Origin of the sequence: Pontibacter burrus (assembly GCF_010686685.1) — a bacterium.
GTDB lineage: Bacteria > Bacteroidota > Bacteroidia > Cytophagales > Hymenobacteraceae > Pontibacter > Pontibacter burrus.
Window position 1 is genome coordinate 765,325 of the sequence record NZ_JAAGWD010000001.1, and the last position, 17,285, is coordinate 782,609.

The 17,285-nt window shown below is 43.3% G+C and carries 13 protein-coding genes and 4 tRNA genes; all 17 read left to right on the forward strand.

Annotation, left to right across the window (positions count from 1 at the left end):
• The first annotated feature begins 83 nt into the window (after positions 1–83).
• Positions 84–2,642, forward strand: coding sequence for a M1 family metallopeptidase (locus GXP69_RS03515; RefSeq protein ID WP_163912432.1), 2,559 nt, complete (start codon positions 84–86; stop codon positions 2,640–2,642).
• 129 nt (positions 2,643–2,771) lie between these two features.
• Positions 2,772–2,855 (forward strand) — tRNA-Tyr (locus GXP69_RS03520).
• Between the two features lie 66 nt (positions 2,856–2,921).
• Positions 2,922–2,994: transfer RNA gene (locus tag GXP69_RS03525), tRNA-Gly, on the forward strand.
• 96 nt (positions 2,995–3,090) lie between these two features.
• Positions 3,091–3,162 (forward strand) — tRNA-Thr (locus GXP69_RS03530).
• A 67-nt stretch (positions 3,163–3,229) separates the two neighbouring features.
• The gene (tuf, locus tag GXP69_RS03535) at positions 3,230–4,417 is read left to right on the forward strand and encodes an elongation factor Tu (protein WP_163912434.1); all 1,188 of its coding nucleotides are present in this window, start codon (positions 3,230–3,232) and stop codon (positions 4,415–4,417) included.
• 107 nt (positions 4,418–4,524) lie between these two features.
• Positions 4,525–4,597, forward strand: a tRNA-Trp gene (locus GXP69_RS03540).
• Positions 4,598–4,624: 27 nt separating this feature from the next.
• Entirely contained in the window at positions 4,625–4,816 is a 192-nt protein-coding gene (secE, locus tag GXP69_RS03545) for a preprotein translocase subunit SecE (protein WP_163912436.1), read from the forward strand.
• A gap of 9 nt (positions 4,817–4,825) precedes the next feature.
• Positions 4,826–5,383, forward strand: a complete 558-nt coding sequence (gene nusG, locus GXP69_RS03550; RefSeq protein ID WP_163912437.1) for a transcription termination/antitermination protein NusG — start codon at positions 4,826–4,828, stop codon at positions 5,381–5,383.
• 10 nt (positions 5,384–5,393) lie between these two features.
• Entirely contained in the window at positions 5,394–5,840 is a 447-nt protein-coding gene (gene rplK, locus GXP69_RS03555; protein ID WP_163912439.1) for a 50S ribosomal protein L11, read from the forward strand.
• A 13-nt stretch (positions 5,841–5,853) separates the two neighbouring features.
• Positions 5,854–6,546 carry a 50S ribosomal protein L1 gene (gene rplA, locus GXP69_RS03560; protein ID WP_163912441.1) on the forward strand — a complete coding sequence of 231 codons (693 nt, stop codon included), beginning with the start codon at positions 5,854–5,856 and terminating at the stop codon, positions 6,544–6,546.
• A 5-nt stretch (positions 6,547–6,551) separates the two neighbouring features.
• On the forward strand, positions 6,552–7,076 hold the full coding sequence (gene rplJ / locus GXP69_RS03565; protein WP_163912442.1) for a 50S ribosomal protein L10: 525 nt from the start codon (positions 6,552–6,554) through the stop codon (positions 7,074–7,076).
• 47 nt (positions 7,077–7,123) lie between these two features.
• Positions 7,124–7,504, forward strand: a complete 381-nt coding sequence (gene rplL, locus GXP69_RS03570) for a 50S ribosomal protein L7/L12 (RefSeq protein ID WP_163912444.1) — start codon at positions 7,124–7,126, stop codon at positions 7,502–7,504.
• Between the two features lie 152 nt (positions 7,505–7,656).
• Positions 7,657–11,535, forward strand: coding sequence for a DNA-directed RNA polymerase subunit beta (gene rpoB, locus GXP69_RS03575; protein WP_163912446.1), 3,879 nt, complete (start codon positions 7,657–7,659; stop codon positions 11,533–11,535).
• 100 nt (positions 11,536–11,635) lie between these two features.
• Positions 11,636–15,952, forward strand: a complete 4,317-nt coding sequence (rpoC, locus tag GXP69_RS03580) for a DNA-directed RNA polymerase subunit beta' (RefSeq protein ID WP_163912448.1) — start codon at positions 11,636–11,638, stop codon at positions 15,950–15,952.
• 8 nt (positions 15,953–15,960) lie between these two features.
• On the forward strand, positions 15,961–16,278 hold the full coding sequence (locus tag GXP69_RS03585; protein ID WP_163912450.1) for a DUF3467 domain-containing protein: 318 nt from the start codon (positions 15,961–15,963) through the stop codon (positions 16,276–16,278).
• A 104-nt stretch (positions 16,279–16,382) separates the two neighbouring features.
• Positions 16,383–16,796: a 30S ribosomal protein S12 gene (gene rpsL, locus GXP69_RS03590; protein ID WP_163912452.1), complete on the forward strand. Its 414-nt coding sequence runs from the start codon at positions 16,383–16,385 to the stop codon at positions 16,794–16,796.
• A gap of 18 nt (positions 16,797–16,814) precedes the next feature.
• The gene (gene rpsG / locus GXP69_RS03595) at positions 16,815–17,282 is read left to right on the forward strand and encodes a 30S ribosomal protein S7 (RefSeq protein WP_162346206.1); all 468 of its coding nucleotides are present in this window, start codon (positions 16,815–16,817) and stop codon (positions 17,280–17,282) included.
• Positions 17,283–17,285: the final 3 nt, after the last annotated feature.

Sequence of the window (17,285 nt, forward strand, 5' to 3'; positions counted from 1 at the left end):
CTTATTTCTGGTTTTGGAGCCTAAAGATAGTTGAATTCTCAGAGTAATTTTAGAAATTGAAGTCAAAATTAATATAACCTACCATGAAACATCGGTTTCTGAGTATAGTTGGTCTTGCAACGGCAATGGCATTTGCAAGCGGCTGTGCCACAAACAAAGAAGCAACTTCCGCCTCAAAATCTTCAGATAAATCTACTTCTGCTACTACCGCTGCCCAAACCGATGTCCCGGTGTGGGCGCCAAAGAAGCATGCCTTCAACCCATCGCGCACACGGCATCACGACCTGCTGCATACTACACTCAGAGTAAGCTTTGACTGGCAGAAGCAGCACTTACATGGCCTGGCCGAGCTAACCTTAAAGCCCTACTTCTACCCGCAGAACACATTGGTGTTAGATGCGAAAGGGTTTGACATACACAGCATAAACCTGATGAAGGGGCTGGATGGCACGCCGCTGAAGTATAGTTATGATGGCCAGAAGCTAACGATCGAGCTAGGTCGTACTTTTACCCGCGATGAGAAATATATTATAGAGATAGACTATACGGCTAAACCAAATGAGCTGGCTTCCGGTGGCAGCGATGCCATTACCGAAGATAAGGGGTTGTACTTTATAAATCCGCTGGGTGAGGATCCTAATAAACCACGCCAGATTTGGACGCAAGGAGAAACTGAAGCCAGTTCTGCCTGGTTCCCAACTATAGATGCGCCTAATGAGCGCATGACACAGGATATTTATATTACTGTAGACAAAAACTTTACGACGCTCTCGAACGGAACTTTTGTGTACTCACGCCAGAATGCTGACGGTACCAAAACAGATTACTGGAAGCAGGAGCTGCCACATGCCCCTTACCTGGCCATGATGGCAATAGGAGAATACGCCGTAGTTAAAGATAAATGGCGCAATATTGAGCTTACCTACTATGTAGAGCCGGAATATAAAAATACAGCCAGGAAAATATTCGGCCATACGCCGGAGATGATGGAGTTCTTTACCAAAAAGCTGGGGGTAGATTATCCGTGGGCAAAGTATGCTCAGGTAGTTGTGCGTGACTTTGTGTCCGGCGCAATGGAAAACACGTCAGCTTCTACTTTCATGGAAGATCTGCAGCTAAATGAACGTGAACTGCTGGACAAACACTGGGATGGTATAATTGCGCATGAACTCTTTCATCAGTGGTTCGGAAACTTAGTTACTACAGAGTCGTGGGCCAACCTGCCACTAAACGAAGCCTTCGCCAACTATAGCGAGTATCTCTGGACAGAACATAAATACGGGCCTGATGAGGCCGCTTATGCCCACCTGGATGAGATGAGCCAATACCTGGACGAGGCCGAGACCAAGCGTGAACCACTTATCCGGTACCAGTATGCCGATAAAGAAGATATGTTCGACAGCCATTCATATGCCAAAGGGGGGCGTGTGCTGCACATGTTGCGCAAGCTGGTAGGCGATGATGCTTTCTTTGCTTCACTTAATCAGTATCTCACTAAAAACAAGTTTACTGATGTAGAGATAGCGGAACTTCGAATGGCTTTTGAAGATGTAACCGGTCAGGACCTGATGTGGTTCTTTGATCAGTGGTTTATGAAACCAGGACACCCGGAACTACAAGTGAGCCATAGTTACCAGAATGGGCAATTGCAACTTAATGTGCAGCAGCTACAGGATACAACCTACATGCCGATATACCGCTTACCAGTCACCATTTCAGTATGGGTTAATGACAAAAAAACAGACTATCCTATAGAGGTCACAAAGTCACTACAATCTTTTACATTCCCTGTTAATGCTAAGCCACAATTGGTACTGTTTGATGGAGAGAAGCAACTGTTAGCTGTAGTTGATCATAAGAAGGCTCAGGAAGAGCTGAAGTACCAATTCTATCACAGCAAGCAACTTATACCTGAGTACGAAGCATTAAATGTGTTCACTCAAAATCCGAAAGAGAACCTCACGCTTTTACAGGATGCTCTGAAAAACGATTTCTGGTTTATTAGAAGCATGGCACTTAATGCTATGTCGGATATGAAAGACGCGCAGCCTAGCCTTGTTAACCAAGTGCAACAGTTAGCAAAACAGGACAAAAAAGGAACTGTTAGAGCGGATGCTGTATTAGTGCTTGCAGGTTGGGGAGGTGAAAAATATAAAAGTATATACGAAGCAGCATTGAATGACAGCTCTTACCAGGTGGCAGCTGCAGGTATTATTGCCTATGCAGCATCGGGAGCAGAAGATGCCATGCAAAAGCTTAAGAGATTCGAGAAAGAAAAGAATGAAGAAATCGTTATTGCCCTATCATCTATCTATGCCATGCAGGGTGGGCCGGAGAAGTACGATTGGTTTATGCAGAAGCTAAAGCAGAGCAGAGGTAGCGGACTTTACTATTTATTACAAAGTTTTAGCGCTTACCTTGCCACTAACAGCGAGAGTAATACTCCGGAAACTATAGATGTTTTAGCTGATATTGCAGCCAACCACAACCTCTATTATGTCCGAATGGCAGCATTTCAGGGGCTAATGGTGATGTCTGACCAGCCTGGTGTAGAAGAAAAGTTGCAGAAAATTAGTGCCAATGAGAAAGATAAACGCCTGACAGACATGTATAAACAGGCTTTACAGCAAAACGGCAACTAATTTTTTTGAATATTTTTTAATCGAATATTTGACTATAACTAAAAAGCGCTTAATTTTGCATCTCCTTAGAACGAACAGCGCATTTGGTGCTGATATTCTGAAGGGTAAAGCTGATTAAATTTAGCGTTTGGGGAGATTCCAGAGCGGCCAAATGGGACGGACTGTAACTCCGTTGTTGTAATGACTTCGCAGGTTCGAATCCTGCTCTCCCCACGATAGACTCCAGGTTTTAAACGAATTGAAATGAGTTCGTTTAAAACCTGGGTTTCAAGATTAAAAGCGGGAGTAGCTCAGTTGGTAGAGCGATAGCCTTCCAAGCTATAGGCCGCGAGTTCGACCCTCGTCTCCCGCTCATTAGAGCAGATTTAAACGAACTGGTTTTGCAGGAAGGAATTTCATGTATATGGATTTCCTTTTTAGTATAAACAAAGTTTTAGTAAAGCTAAAAGCCGACGTAGCTCAGGGGTAGAGTACTTCCTTGGTAAGGAAGGGGTCGTGGGTTCAATTCCCATCGTTGGCTCTAAGTCTGTTCGTGTAAAGAGCACAACTTAAACTTAAACGTTTTAACCTTAATTTTATATCATACAATGGCTAAAGAAACATTTGACCGTTCCAAACCGCACGTAAACATCGGTACAATCGGTCACGTTGACCACGGCAAAACAACTTTGACTGCTGCCATTACAACTGTATTGGCTAACAAAGGTCTTGCTACTCTCCGCGACTTCTCTTCTATTGATAACGCTCCTGAAGAAAAAGAAAGAGGTATTACTATCAATACTTCTCACGTAGAGTACGCTACTGCAAACCGTCACTATGCTCACGTTGACTGCCCAGGTCACGCTGACTACGTGAAAAACATGGTTACTGGTGCTGCTCAGATGGACGGTGCTATCCTTGTGGTTGCTGCTACTGATGGTCCGATGCCACAAACTCGTGAGCACATCCTTCTTGCTCGTCAGGTAGGTGTACCTCAGCTTGTAGTGTTCATGAACAAAGTGGACATGGTGGATGATCCAGAGCTTCTTGAGCTTGTTGAAATGGAAATCCGTGAGCTTCTTTCTTTCTACGATTTCGATGGCGATAACATTCCAGTAATCCAGGGTTCTGCTTTAGGTGGTCTGAATGGCGATGCGAAATGGGTGAAAACTATTGAAGATCTGATGGAAGCAGTTGATAACTGGATTCCAATCCCAACTCGTCTGGTTGATCTTCCATTCCTGATGCCAGTTGAGGACGTATTCTCAATTACTGGTCGTGGTACTGTTGCTACTGGCCGTATTGAGCGTGGTGTAATTAACTCAGGTGATCCAGTTGAGATCCTTGGTATGGGTGCTGAGAACATGAAGTCTACCGTTACTGGTGTTGAAATGTTCCGTAAGATCCTTGACAGAGGTGAAGCTGGTGACAACGTAGGTCTGTTACTGCGTGGTATTGAGAAAACTGATATCCGTCGTGGTATGGTTATCTGTAAGCCAGGTTCAGTGAAGCCTCACATGGAGTTCAAAGCTGAGGTTTACGTTCTTTCTAAAGAAGAAGGTGGACGTCACACTCCATTCTTTAACAAGTACCGTCCACAGTTCTACTTCAGAACAACAGACGTTACAGGTGAGATCGTTCTTCCTGAAGGTGTAGAAATGGTTATGCCAGGTGATAACATCACAATTACTGTGAAGTTGATCAACAAAGTAGCCATGGAAAAAGGTCTGCGTTTCGCTATCCGTGAGGGTGGTAGAACAGTAGGTGCCGGTCAGGTAACTGAAATCCTTGACTAAATATAATAAAGCAGCCCGTTTCCAATAAAAAATTGGGAACGGGTTTGTTTTTAAGAAACAAATAAATAAATTTGCACTCCATTTCGCTAAATGGCGTGCATTTTTTTACGGGTGTAGCTCAATTGGTAGAGTAGCGGTCTCCAAAACCGTTGGCTGGGAGTTCGAGTCTCTCCACCCGTGCAAGTTAAAAACTCAGACATTTATAAGATGAGCAGCATTAAAGAATACATAAACGGAACAGTGGAGGAAATGAGAGATAAAGTCTCTTGGCCTTCATTTAAAGAGTTACAAAACAGCTCTGTGCTTGTACTGATAGGTTCTTTAGTGTTTGCCCTTGTTGTAGGTGCAATGGATTTTGTTTTTGATTCTGGTTTATCTTGGTTCTATAACCAATTTTAAAGAAAAGCTATGGCTGATTTAAAATGGTATGTAGTTCGTGCCGTAAGTGGACAGGAGAAAAAAGCAAAGGCATACCTCGAGAATGAAATAATGCGCCATCATCTGGAAGAATATGTGCCTCAGGTGCTTATTCCTGCTGAGAAAGTATATGAGATGCGTGGTGGTAAGAAAAGGATCAGAGAAAGAAACTTCTTTCCTGGTTATGTGCTTGTAAATGCAGACCTGAGCCATGGCGAAGCCGAACACCTGATTATTAGTACACCAGGTGTGATTGGTTTTCTTGGATCAGGAAGCGGTGAAGCAAACAAGAAGCCTGTTCCGTTGCGTCAGTCAGAGGTGAACAGAATTCTGGGTACAGTAGATGAAGCAGAGGAGCAGGCTGAAATATTAGATACTCCATTTATAGTTGGTGAAACTGTAAAAGTAATGGATGGCCCTTTCAGTGGATTCTCAGGTACAGTGGAAGAGGTATTTGAAGAACGTAAGAAGCTTAACGTAATGGTGAAGATCTTTGGTAGAAACACACCGGTTGAGCTGAATTACATGCAGGTAGAAAAAGAATCGTAGTTTATAAATAATGGCAAAGGAAATAAAAGGTTATCTGAAACTTCAGATAAAGGGAGGTGCCGCGAATCCATCGCCACCGGTTGGACCTGCACTTGGTTCTAAGGGTCTTAATATCATGGAGTTCTGTAAGCAGTTTAATGCTAGAACTCAGGATAAGCCTGGCCAGGTGTTACCAGTATTGATTACAATCTACGCAGATAAGTCCTTCGACTTCGTTGTTAAGACGCCACCTGCTCCAGTATTGTTAATGGATGCTGCTAAAATTAAGGGAGGCTCTAAAGAGCCAAACCGTAACAAAGTGGGTTCAGTTACTTGGGATCAGGTTAAAGAGATTGCAGAACTGAAAATGCCTGATTTAAATGCTTTCAAACTGGAATCAGCTATGAAAATGGTTGCTGGTACAGCAAGAAGCATGGGTATTACAGTTTCGGGTGCAGCTCCATGGAACGAACAATAACAGTTAGAGGATAATGGCGAAGATATCAAAAAACAGAAAAGCAGCTTTAGCTAAAGCTGACTTATCAAAAGAGTATTCTTTGACAGATGCAGCCTCGGTTGTAAAAGAGATCACTTTTACAAAGTTTGATGCTTCTGTTGATATAGATGTACGCTTAGGAGTTGACCCTCGCAAAGCAGACCAGATGGTACGAGGTATTGTTACCCTGCCTCATGGTACTGGTAAAGAGGTTAGAGTTCTTGCATTAGTAACTCCTGACAAAGAGCAGGAAGCAAAAGATGCAGGCGCTGACTACGTTGGTCTGGATGATTATATCCAAAAGATCGAAAAAGGCTGGACTGACATCGATGTGATCATTACTATGCCTGCAGTAATGGCAAAGGTTGGTCGTTTGGGTAGAATATTAGGTCCTCGTAACCTGATGCCAAACCCTAAGTCCGGTACTGTTACCCAGGATGTAGCGAAAGCTGTTAAAGAAGTTAAAGCCGGTAAAATCGACTTCAAAGTAGATAAGACTGGTATCATCCACACAAGTGTTGGTAAAGTTTCTTTTACGCCAGAGCAACTAGCTGCTAATGCTGCAGAAGTAATTGCAACACTGAACCGCCTGAAGCCATCTTCAGCGAAGGGTACTTACATCAAGAGCATTACATTGTCAAGCACAATGAGCCCGGCCGTAATTGTTGATAAGAACGCAACTATCTAAGAAAAATGACCAGGGAAGAAAAAGAGATAATTGTAAAAGACCTGAGCGAGAAGTTAGCTAATACCAACTACTTCTATATCACTGATGCTTCTACTATGAATGTAGCCAGCATCAACCAGTTCAGAAGAATGGCATTCGATAGAGGCCTAGAATACAAGGTTTATAAGAATACATTAATTAAGAAAGCACTAGATACTTTAGAAGCTGATACTACTGCCCTTGAAGGCGTACTGAAAGGCGCTTCAGGTATTTTGTTCTCGACTGAATCAGGTAACGCACCTGCTAAGCTTATAAAAGACTTCAGAAAAAAAGGTAACACGCTTCCACTTTTAAAGGGTGCCTTTATTGATGCAGGAATTTATGTTGGTGAAAACCAACTGGATACACTTGCAACAATCAAGTCTAAGTTTGAGCTTATCGGTGATGTGATTGGCTTACTTCAGTCTCCAGCTAAGAATGTTATTTCCGGCCTACAGGGTGGCGGTAACAAGCTTGCAGGAATTCTTAAAACTCTATCTGAAAAAGAATAATTTTTTTAAAAACGTAATCAATAAGTAACTTTTAATTTCAATAAAAAATGGCAGATTTAAAAGCATTCGCTGAGCAGTTAGTAAACTTAACTGTGAAAGAAGTTAACGAACTAGCTACAATCCTTAAGGATGAGTACGGCATTGAGCCTGCTGCTGCTGCTCCAGTAATGGTTGCTGGTGGTGGTGCTGCTGAAGGAGGAGCTGCTGCAGAAGAGAAAACTTCTTTTGACGTAATCCTTAAGTCAGCTGGTGCATCAAAACTAGCAGTTGTTAAGCTAGTGAAAGAACTTACAGGTCTTGGCCTGAAAGAAGCTAAAGAAGTAGTTGATGGCGCTCCTAAAGCTCTGAAAGAAGGCGTAGCTAAAGATGAAGCAGAATCTCTGAAAAAATCTTTGGAAGAAGCTGGTGCTGAAGTGGAGATCAAATAATCTCACTTTATCAACATATCGAGAACAGGTAGACCTGGCGAATCAGTCAGGTCTTTTCCTGTTTGTATACGGATTCAAAATTTGAGTCCTTTTTTTGCCCATGGCTAAGCGTAGCCCGGGAGCTCGGAACTTATTGTAAACGTTAAATTTCCATGGCTTTGGCTAAGAATAAAACGACAGAGCGTATAAATTTTGCCTCTATCACTCCGGTAATAGACTATCCTGACTTCCTGGATGTTCAGTTGCAGTCTTTCCGCGATTTCTTTCAGCTTGAAACAGCAGCTGAAAATAGAGCACAGGAAGGCTTATTCAAAGTATTTGCTGAGAATTTTCCTATTTCCGACTCACGTGAGAACTTCGTTCTGGAGTTCATCGACTATCACGTAGACCCTCCAAAATATTCTGTTGATGAGAGCATTGACAGAGGATTAACATATTCTGTTCCACTTAAAGCTAAGCTTCGTCTTATCTGTAATGATGAAGACAACGAAGACTTTGAGACAATTGAGCAGGAAGTTTTCTTAGGAAATATCCCATATATGACTGAGAAAGGCTCGTTTGTAATAAATGGTGCCGAACGAGTAATCGTATCTCAGCTACATAGATCACCAGGTGTATTCTTTGCTCAAAGCAAGCATACAAATGGTACAAAACTTTATTCTGCCAGAATCATCCCTTTCAAAGGGTCATGGGTGGAGTTTGCTACAGACGTTAACAACGTGATGTACGCTTACATCGACCGTAAGAAGAAGTTCCCGGTGACTACCTTATTGAGAGCTATTGGCTATGGCACAGATAAAGATATCTTAGACCTGTTTGGTCTGTCAGAGGAAATACCAGCAAATAAAACCAATCTTAAGAATGCGGTGGGCAGAAAGCTGGCTGCACGTGTGCTAAGAACCTGGACTGAAGACTTTGTTGATGAAGATACTGGTGAAGTAGTATCTATCGATAGAAACGAAGTATTGCTGGAGCGTGATTCTGAAATCAAAGCAGAAGATATAGATACTATCCTTGATTCTGGTGCTAAGTCAATCATTCTTCACCGTGAGAATGTTAATATAGCTGACTACGCGATCATCTATAACACTTTACAGAAGGATAATTCAAACTCTGAAAAAGAAGCGGTAGAGCAGATCTATCGCCAGCTTCGTAATACCGAGGCTCCGGATGAAGAAACTGCACGTGATATTATTCAGAAGCTTTTCTTCTCTGATAAGCGTTATGATTTAGGTGAAGTTGGTCGCTATAGAATTAACAAGAAGCTCGGTATCGATACAAACTGGGAAGCTAAGGTATTAACTAACGATGACATTGTTCTGATCGTGAAGTACCTGATCGGTTTGATTAACTCAAGAGCTGTAGTGGATGACATCGACCACTTGAGCAACCGTCGAGTAAGAACTGTTGGTGAGCAGCTTTATGCGCAGTTCGGCGTAGGTCTGGCACGTATGGCCAGAACTATAAAGGAGCGTATGAACGTGCGTGATAATGAAGATTTCAAACCAGTTGACCTGATCAATGCACGTACATTATCTTCAGTAATCAACTCATTCTTCGGTACAAACCAGCTGTCTCAGTTCATGGACCAGACGAACCCTCTGGCAGAGGTAACACACAAGCGTCGTGTTTCTGCTTTAGGGCCAGGCGGTCTTTCGAGAGAGCGTGCCGGCTTCGAGGTACGTGACGTTCACTACACGCACTATGGTCGTCTGTGTACAATCGAGACGCCGGAAGGACCAAACATTGGTCTGATTTCCTCTCTGTGTGTACATGCTCGCGTAAATCATATGGGCTTCATCGAGACCCCTTATCGCAAGGTGATCGATGGTAAAGTACAGGTAGATGGAACTATAGAGTACCTGACTGCAGAAGAAGAAGATACCCACCACATTGCTCAGGCAAATGCTGTGATCGATGAAAGTGGTAACTTCGTTAATGAAAGAGTAAAAGGTAGATTTGAAGGTGACTTCCCGGTTGAAGAGCCTACAAGATATACATACATGGACATCGCTCCGAACCAGATTGTATCGGTAGCGGCATCCCTGATTCCATTCCTTGAGCACGACGATGCTAACCGTGCCCTGATGGGATCGAACATGCAACGCCAGGCAGTACCACTACTGAAACCACAAGCTCCTATAGTTGGTACAGGTCTAGAAGGCAGAGCGGCAATTGACTCCAGAGCACTTGTAGTGGCTGAAGGTGATGGTGTGATTGACTTTGTAGACTCTACTAAGATTGTAGTGAAATACGATCTGACTGATGAAGAGAAACTAGTGTCATTTGATGCTGAGTATGTAACCTACAATCTGATCAAATTCCGCAGAACTAACCAGGATACATGCATTAACCTGACTCCAATTGTGAGAACAGGCCAACGTGTAATGAAAGGTGAGCCACTGTGCGAAGGATATGCAACGAACGAAGGAGAACTTGCTCTTGGACGTAACCTGCAGGTGGCTTTTATGCCATGGCAAGGGTATAACTTCGAGGATGCTATTGTAATCTCTGAAAGAGTAGTTCGTGATGATGTATTCACATCAATCCACATAGAAGAGTTTGAGCTGGAAGTTCGTGAAACGAAGCGTGGTGAAGAAGAATTAACTTCGGAAATCCCGAACGTGAGCGAAGAAGCGGTTCGTAACCTGGATGAAAACGGTATCATCAGAATAGGTGCTGAAGTTAAAGAAGGTGATATTCTGATAGGCAAGATCACTCCTAAGGGTGAAACTGATCCTACTCCAGAAGAGAAGCTTCTAAGAGCGATCTTCGGTGATAAAGCTGGTGATGTGAAAGATGCATCGCTTAAAGCACCGCCGTCACTGAATGGTGTAGTTATTGAAACTAAACTTTTCTCTCGTCCTAAAAAGGATAAGAATCTTAGAGCTAAATCTAAGAAAGAAGTAGAAGAGCTTAAAGTGAAGTACTCTAAGGATCTGATCGCTATAAAGAATATTATGGTTGAGAAGCTGGTAGCGTTGCTGGAAGGCAAAACTACACAGGGAATCAGACATAAGTTCGGAGATGAAATCCTGACGAAAGGTGTGAAGTTCACCAGAAAGAATATTGTAGAAGCGCTCTTCCCAGAGAAGAATCTTTATAAAGATGAGAGCAACTACGCTGTTCCTGAAGAAGTGAACATGTTCAAGGACTTGATTCTTGAGAACTGGACAAGCGACGAGCAAACTAACACTATGCTATTAGAGTTAGTGAAGAACTATACCAAGCGTCGTAACATTATTTCTGCACACTTTAAGCGTGAAAGATTCACGCTAGAGGTTGGTGATGAATTACCGGCAGGTATTGTGCAGCTGGCTAAAGTTTACATCGCTAAGAAGCGTAAGCTGAAAGTGGGTGATAAAATGGCCGGTCGTCACGGTAACAAAGGTATAGTTGCCCGTATTGTGCGTGATGAAGACATGCCGTTCTTAGAAGATGGTACTCCGATGGATATCGTTCTGAACCCGCTGGGTGTACCTTCGAGGATGAACATTGGTCAGATCTACGAAACTGTTCTTGGATGGGCTGGTCTGAAGTTAGGTCGTAAATATGCAACGCCTATCTTCGACGGTGCTTCTGAAGATCAGGTTTCCGCAGAGCTGGCTGAAGCAGGCTTACCGAGATTCGGTAGAACTTACCTGTTCGATGGCTTATCAGGCGACAGATTTGATCAGCCGGTAACAGTAGGTGTAATCTATATGCTGAAACTAGGTCACTTAGTTGATGATAAGATGCACGCCCGTTCTATCGGACCATACTCTCTGATTACACAGCAGCCGCTGGGTGGTAAAGCTCAGTTCGGTGGTCAGCGTTTCGGTGAGATGGAGGTGTGGGCACTGGAAGCCTTTGGTGCTTCTAACGTGCTGCAGGAAATTCTAACAGTGAAGTCTGACGACGTGATTGGCCGTGCAAAAGCTTATGAAGCTATTGTGAAAGGCGACGTGTTGCCAAAACCAAATATCCCGGAATCATTCAACGTACTGATTCACGAACTAAGAGGTCTGGCACTGGAAATCACGCTGGAGTAGTAAAGTATAAGCTGAGCGCTTTGGAGAAATCCTTAGCGCTTAGCGCACTTTAACAGATCAGCTGTAAAGCACATTTTTGTATCGATATTATTAGAATAATATGGCATTTGCAAAAACCAAAAAGCTAACTCAGGACTTCTCAAAAGTAACTATAAGCCTGGCCTCTCCAGAGTCTATTCTGGAGCGCTCAAATGGTGAGGTTACAAAGCCTGAGACAATCAACTATAGAACCTATAAGCCTGAAATGGGTGGTCTATTCTGCGAAAGAATATTCGGACCTGTAAAGGACTGGGAATGCCACTGCGGAAAGTATAAAAGAATCAGATACAAAGGCATTATCTGCGACCGTTGTGGTGTAGAGGTGACTGAGAAAAAAGTGCGTCGTGAGCGTATGGGCCATATTGAGCTTGTTGTTCCTGTAGCGCACATCTGGTATTTCAAATCTCTTCCGAACAAAATAGGTTATCTCTTAGGCTTACCAACTAAAAAGCTTGACCAGATTATCTATTATGAAAGATATGTAGTAATACAGCCAGGTATTTTGGCAGAAGATGGTGTTAGTACACTGGACTTCCTGACAGAAGACGAGTACCTGGACATGGTAGATAAATTACCACGTGAGAATCAGATACTAGATAACAACGATCCAAACAAATTCATCGCTAAAATGGGCGCTGAAGCCCTACAGATGCTGTTGGAGCGTATTAACCTGGATGATCTTTCTTACGAACTACGTCATGCTGCCGCACACGAAACATCGCAACAGCGTAAAGCTGAAGCGCTGAAGCGTCTGCGCGTAGTTGAAGCCTTCCGCGATGCGGGTACACGTATTGAGAACAGACCAGAGTGGATGATCATCCGCATGGTACCTGTTATTCCACCAGAGCTTCGTCCGCTTGTTCCGTTGGATGGTGGCCGTTTCGCTACTTCTGACTTGAACGACCTGTATAGACGTGTTATCATTCGTAACAACCGTCTGAAGCGTCTGATTGAGATCAAAGCTCCTGAAGTAATTCTTCGTAACGAGAAGCGTATGCTACAGGAAGCGGTAGACTCTCTGTTCGATAACTCACGAAAAGTGAACGCTGTTCGTGCAGAAGGTAACCGTGCACTGAAGTCTCTTTCTGATATGCTGAAAGGTAAGCAGGGACGTTTCCGTCAGAACTTACTTGGTAAGCGTGTTGACTACTCTGGCCGTTCGGTTATTGTGGTTGGTCCAGAACTGAAACTGCACGAGTGCGGTCTGCCTAAAAATATGGCAGCTGAGCTTTTCAAGCCGTTCATCATCCGCAAGCTGATCGAAAGAGGTATCGTTAAGACTGTAAAGTCAGCTAAGAAAATTGTAGATCGTAAGGACCCCGTTGTTTGGGATATCCTGGAGAATGTGTTGAAAGGCCACCCGGTACTCCTTAACCGTGCTCCTACGCTCCACAGACTTGGTATACAGGCATTCCAGCCAAAACTGATCGAAGGTAAAGCGATACAGTTACACCCGCTGGTGTGTACGGCTTTCAACGCCGACTTTGACGGTGACCAGATGGCGGTGCACGTTCCACTAGGACCTGCAGCCATCCTGGAAGCTTCTATGCTGATGCTTGCTTCGCACAATATCCTGAACCCTGCAAACGGTGCTCCAATTGCAGTACCATCTCAGGACATGGTTCTTGGTCTATACTATGTAACCAAAGGTAAGCGTAGCACAGAGAATGAAACTATAAAAGGCGAAGGTATGAGCTTCTACTCTTCGGAGGAAGTTATCATCGCCATTAACGAAGGTCGTCTTTCTAAGCATGCATACATTAAAGTTCGTGTGGATGTAAAGAATGAAAAAGGCGAAATCGAAAATAAATTAATTGAAACGGTTGCTGGTCGTGTGATCTTCAACCAGTTCGTACCGAAAGAAGTTGGATACATTGATGAGCTCCTGACTAAGAAAAAACTTCAGCAGGTAATCTCTCGCGTGTTCAAAGAAACAGGTATGGCTCGTACAGCTCACTTCCTGGATGATATCAAAACACTGGGCTTCCAGTCCGCTTATAAGGGCGGTCTGTCAATGGGTCTTGGTGATATCAACATCCCGGCTGAGAAAGAGATTCTTGTTGAGCAGGCAAAGAAAGATGTAGATGCAGTGTGGCAAAACTACTCGATGGGTCTGATCACAGATAACGAGCGTTATAACCAGGTAATCGATATCTGGACCCGTATCAACAATCAGATTACTGAAACGTTGATGCGTCGCTTAGAAAATGAAGATCAGGGCTTTAACTCGATCTTTATGATGATGCACTCTGGTGCCCGTGGTTCCAGAGAGCAGATACGTCAGCTGGGTGGTATGCGTGGTCTGATGGCTAAGCCTCAGAAATCATTGCAAGGTTCAGTAGGTGAAATTATCGAAAACCCAATCCTTTCTAATTTCAAGGAAGGTCTGGATGTAATCGAGTACTTCATTTCAACACACGGTGCTCGTAAAGGTCTTGCCGATACGGCTCTTAAAACTGCGGATGCTGGTTACCTGACTCGTCGTCTGGTAGACGTATCTCAGGATGTGATCGTGAATGAAGAAGACTGCGGTACGCTGAGAGGTCTAGAAGTGAGTGCACTTAAAGACAATGAAGATGTAGTTGAGTCTTTATCTGAGCGTATACTTGGCCGTGTAACGGTACACGATGTGTACGATCCGATCAATAACGAGCTTATAGTTGAGTCAGGAGCAGAAATCACAGAAGACATTGCGCGTGTAATTGAAAACACAGCAATTGAAACTGTAGAGATCAGATCAGTACTTACCTGTGAATCTAAGCGAGGTATATGCGCTAAATGCTACGGACGTAACCTGGCAACAGGATTTATGGTGCAGAAAGGTGAAGCTGTGGGAGTTATCGCAGCTCAATCAATCGGTGAGCCAGGTACACAGCTGACACTTCGTACGTTCCACGTGGGTGGTACAGCATCTAACATTGCGGTAGAAGCAACTATAAAAGCCAAGTTTGCTGGTAAAATCGAGTATGAAGATGTTCGTACAATCGATACAGTAAATAACGAAGGCGAACCTGTTAAAGTGGTAATGGGACGTTCAGGTGAAGTAAAAATAGTTGACCCGAATACAGGTAAACTGTTTATATCTAACCACGTGCCTTACGGTTCATTCCTGACTGTGAGCAATGGCGATGTAGTAGAGAAAGGTGATAATATCTGTAGCTGGGATCCATACAATGCGGTTATTCTATCAGAATTTGATGGAACAATTGCTTATGAGTCGATCATCGAAGGCATTACATACCGCGAAGAATCCGATGAGCAGACAGGTTACCGTGAAAAGGTAATTATCGATACAAAAGATAAAACACAAAACCCTGCTATAGTTGTAAAACCGAAGAATGGCGAGCCGAAAGGTTATAACATTCCTGTAGGTGCACACATTGTAGTGGAAGATGGCGAGAAAATCAAAGCAGGTCAAATCCTGGTGAAGATACCTCGTGCTATTGGTAAAACGCGAGACATTACAGGTGGTCTGCCACGCGTTACGGAACTATTTGAAGCTCGTAACCCGTCCAACCCGGCAGTTGTATCTGAAATCGATGGCGTCGTTACCTATGGTAGTGTGAAGCGTGGTAACCGAGAAATCTTCATTGAGTCGAAAGATGGTGTGAAGAAAAAGTATATGGTTCCACTTTCGAAACACATTCTGGTACAGGACAATGACTTTGTGCGTGCAGGTATGCCATTATCAGATGGTGCTATCACACCAACAGACATCCTGAATATTCAGGGGCCAGGTGCAGTACAGGAGTATCTTGTGAACGAAATCCAGGAGGTATACCGTCTGCAAGGTGTTAAAATCAATGATAAGCACATTGAAGTGGTGGTTCGTCAGATGATGCAGAAGGTGGTAATTATCGATCCAGGTGATACTAGCTTCCTAGAGCATCAGGTAGTGGATAAAGTTAACTTCATGGAAGAAAACGACCGCATCATCGACATGAAAGTGGTAGAAGAAGCTGGCGATTCCACAAGCCTGAAGCCAGGTCAGATTGTAACTGCAAGACGACTGCGTGATGAAAACTCGAGTCTGAAGCGTAGAGACCTTCAACTAGTAACAGTACGTGATGCTTCTCCGGCAGTATCTCGTCCAACGCTACAAGGTATAACCCAGGCATCACTAGGTACGCAGAGCTTTATTTCTGCAGCATCATTCCAGGAAACTACAAAAGTACTGAGCGAAGCTGCTATTAAAGGTAAAGCGGACGAGTTATTAGGATTGAAAGAAAACGTAATTGTTGGACACCTGATTCCAGCTGGTACAGGTCTGAAAGAATATCAGAAACTGATAGTAGGAAGCCAGGATGAATACGATTCGTTAGTAGAATCTAAGAAAACGAGTGCTAAATCAAGACAGCAGACACTGCAGAATAAATAAGGCGACTGATGGCAGAAGAAAATAAGAACCAGAACCAGATAAACATTGAGCTGACAGAAGAAATAGCGGAAGGGCAGTATGCAAACTTGGCTATGATAGCGCACTCAAGCAGTGAATTTGTAATCGATTTTATACGTCTGATGCCAGGTTTGCCAAAAGCAAAAGTAAAATCAAGAGTAGTTATTACGCCAGAGCATGCTAAAAGATTATTAGCAGCTCTGGCTGATAACATCAAAAAATACGAGAGTAGCTTTGGCGAAATAAAGCAGGCAAATGAAGCTCCATCCTTTCCGATGAACTTCGGAGGGACGGTAGGAGAAGCATAAGTTGCTAATAATTAATAAATTAAAATTTTGAAATTGCAAAGTGATTTTTATACCTTTGCAGTCCGAAATTTAAATTGGATAAATCTATAATTAACAGATTGTAAATGCCTACTATACAGCAATTAGTAAGAAAAGGTAGAGAGAAACTGACTTATAATTCTAAGTCTCCTGCCTTGGATGCATGCCCTCAGCGACGTGGAGTATGCACAAGAGTGTACACAACTACGCCAAAGAAACCAAACTCTGCAATGCGTAAAGTTGCAAGGGTGAGATTAACAAATGGTAAAGAAGTGAACGCTTACATTCCAGGTGAAGGACACAACCTGCAGGAACACTCAATTGTTCTGATCAGAGGTGGAAGAGTAAAAGACCTTCCGGGTGTTCGTTACCATATCGTGCGTGGTGCACTGGATACAGCAGGAGTAAATGGCCGTCTTCAGTCTCGTTCTAAATACGGTGCGAAGAGACCTAAGCCAGGTCAGCCAGCTGCAGCTGCCGGAAAAGGTAAAAAGAAATAATAAATAGCGTTTAATACAATGAGAAAAGCAAAGCCGAAGAGTAGAATTCTCCTTCCAGATCCAAAATACAAAGAAACTTTAGTAACACGTTTTGTAAACTACCTGATGGTAGATGGTAAGAAAAGTGTTGCTTATGGTATCTTCTATGATGCTGTAGATCTAGTAGAGCAAAGAACAAAAGAGAACGGTCTTGAAACTTGGAAAAAGGCATTGAACAACATCATGCCTAGTGTAGAAGTTAAAAGCCGTCGTGTTGGAGGAGCTACTTTCCAAGTGCCGACTGAGGTTCGTCCGGACCGCAGAGTATCTCTGGGAATCAAATGGATGATTTCCTACTCACGCAAGAGAGGTGAGAAGACAATGAAGGATAAATTAGCAGGTGAGATAATTGCAGCTGCTAAGGGTGAAGGTGCTGCCGTTAAGAAAAAGGACGATACGCACAGAATGGCAGAAGCGAACAAAGCATTCTCACACTTTAGATTTTAATCG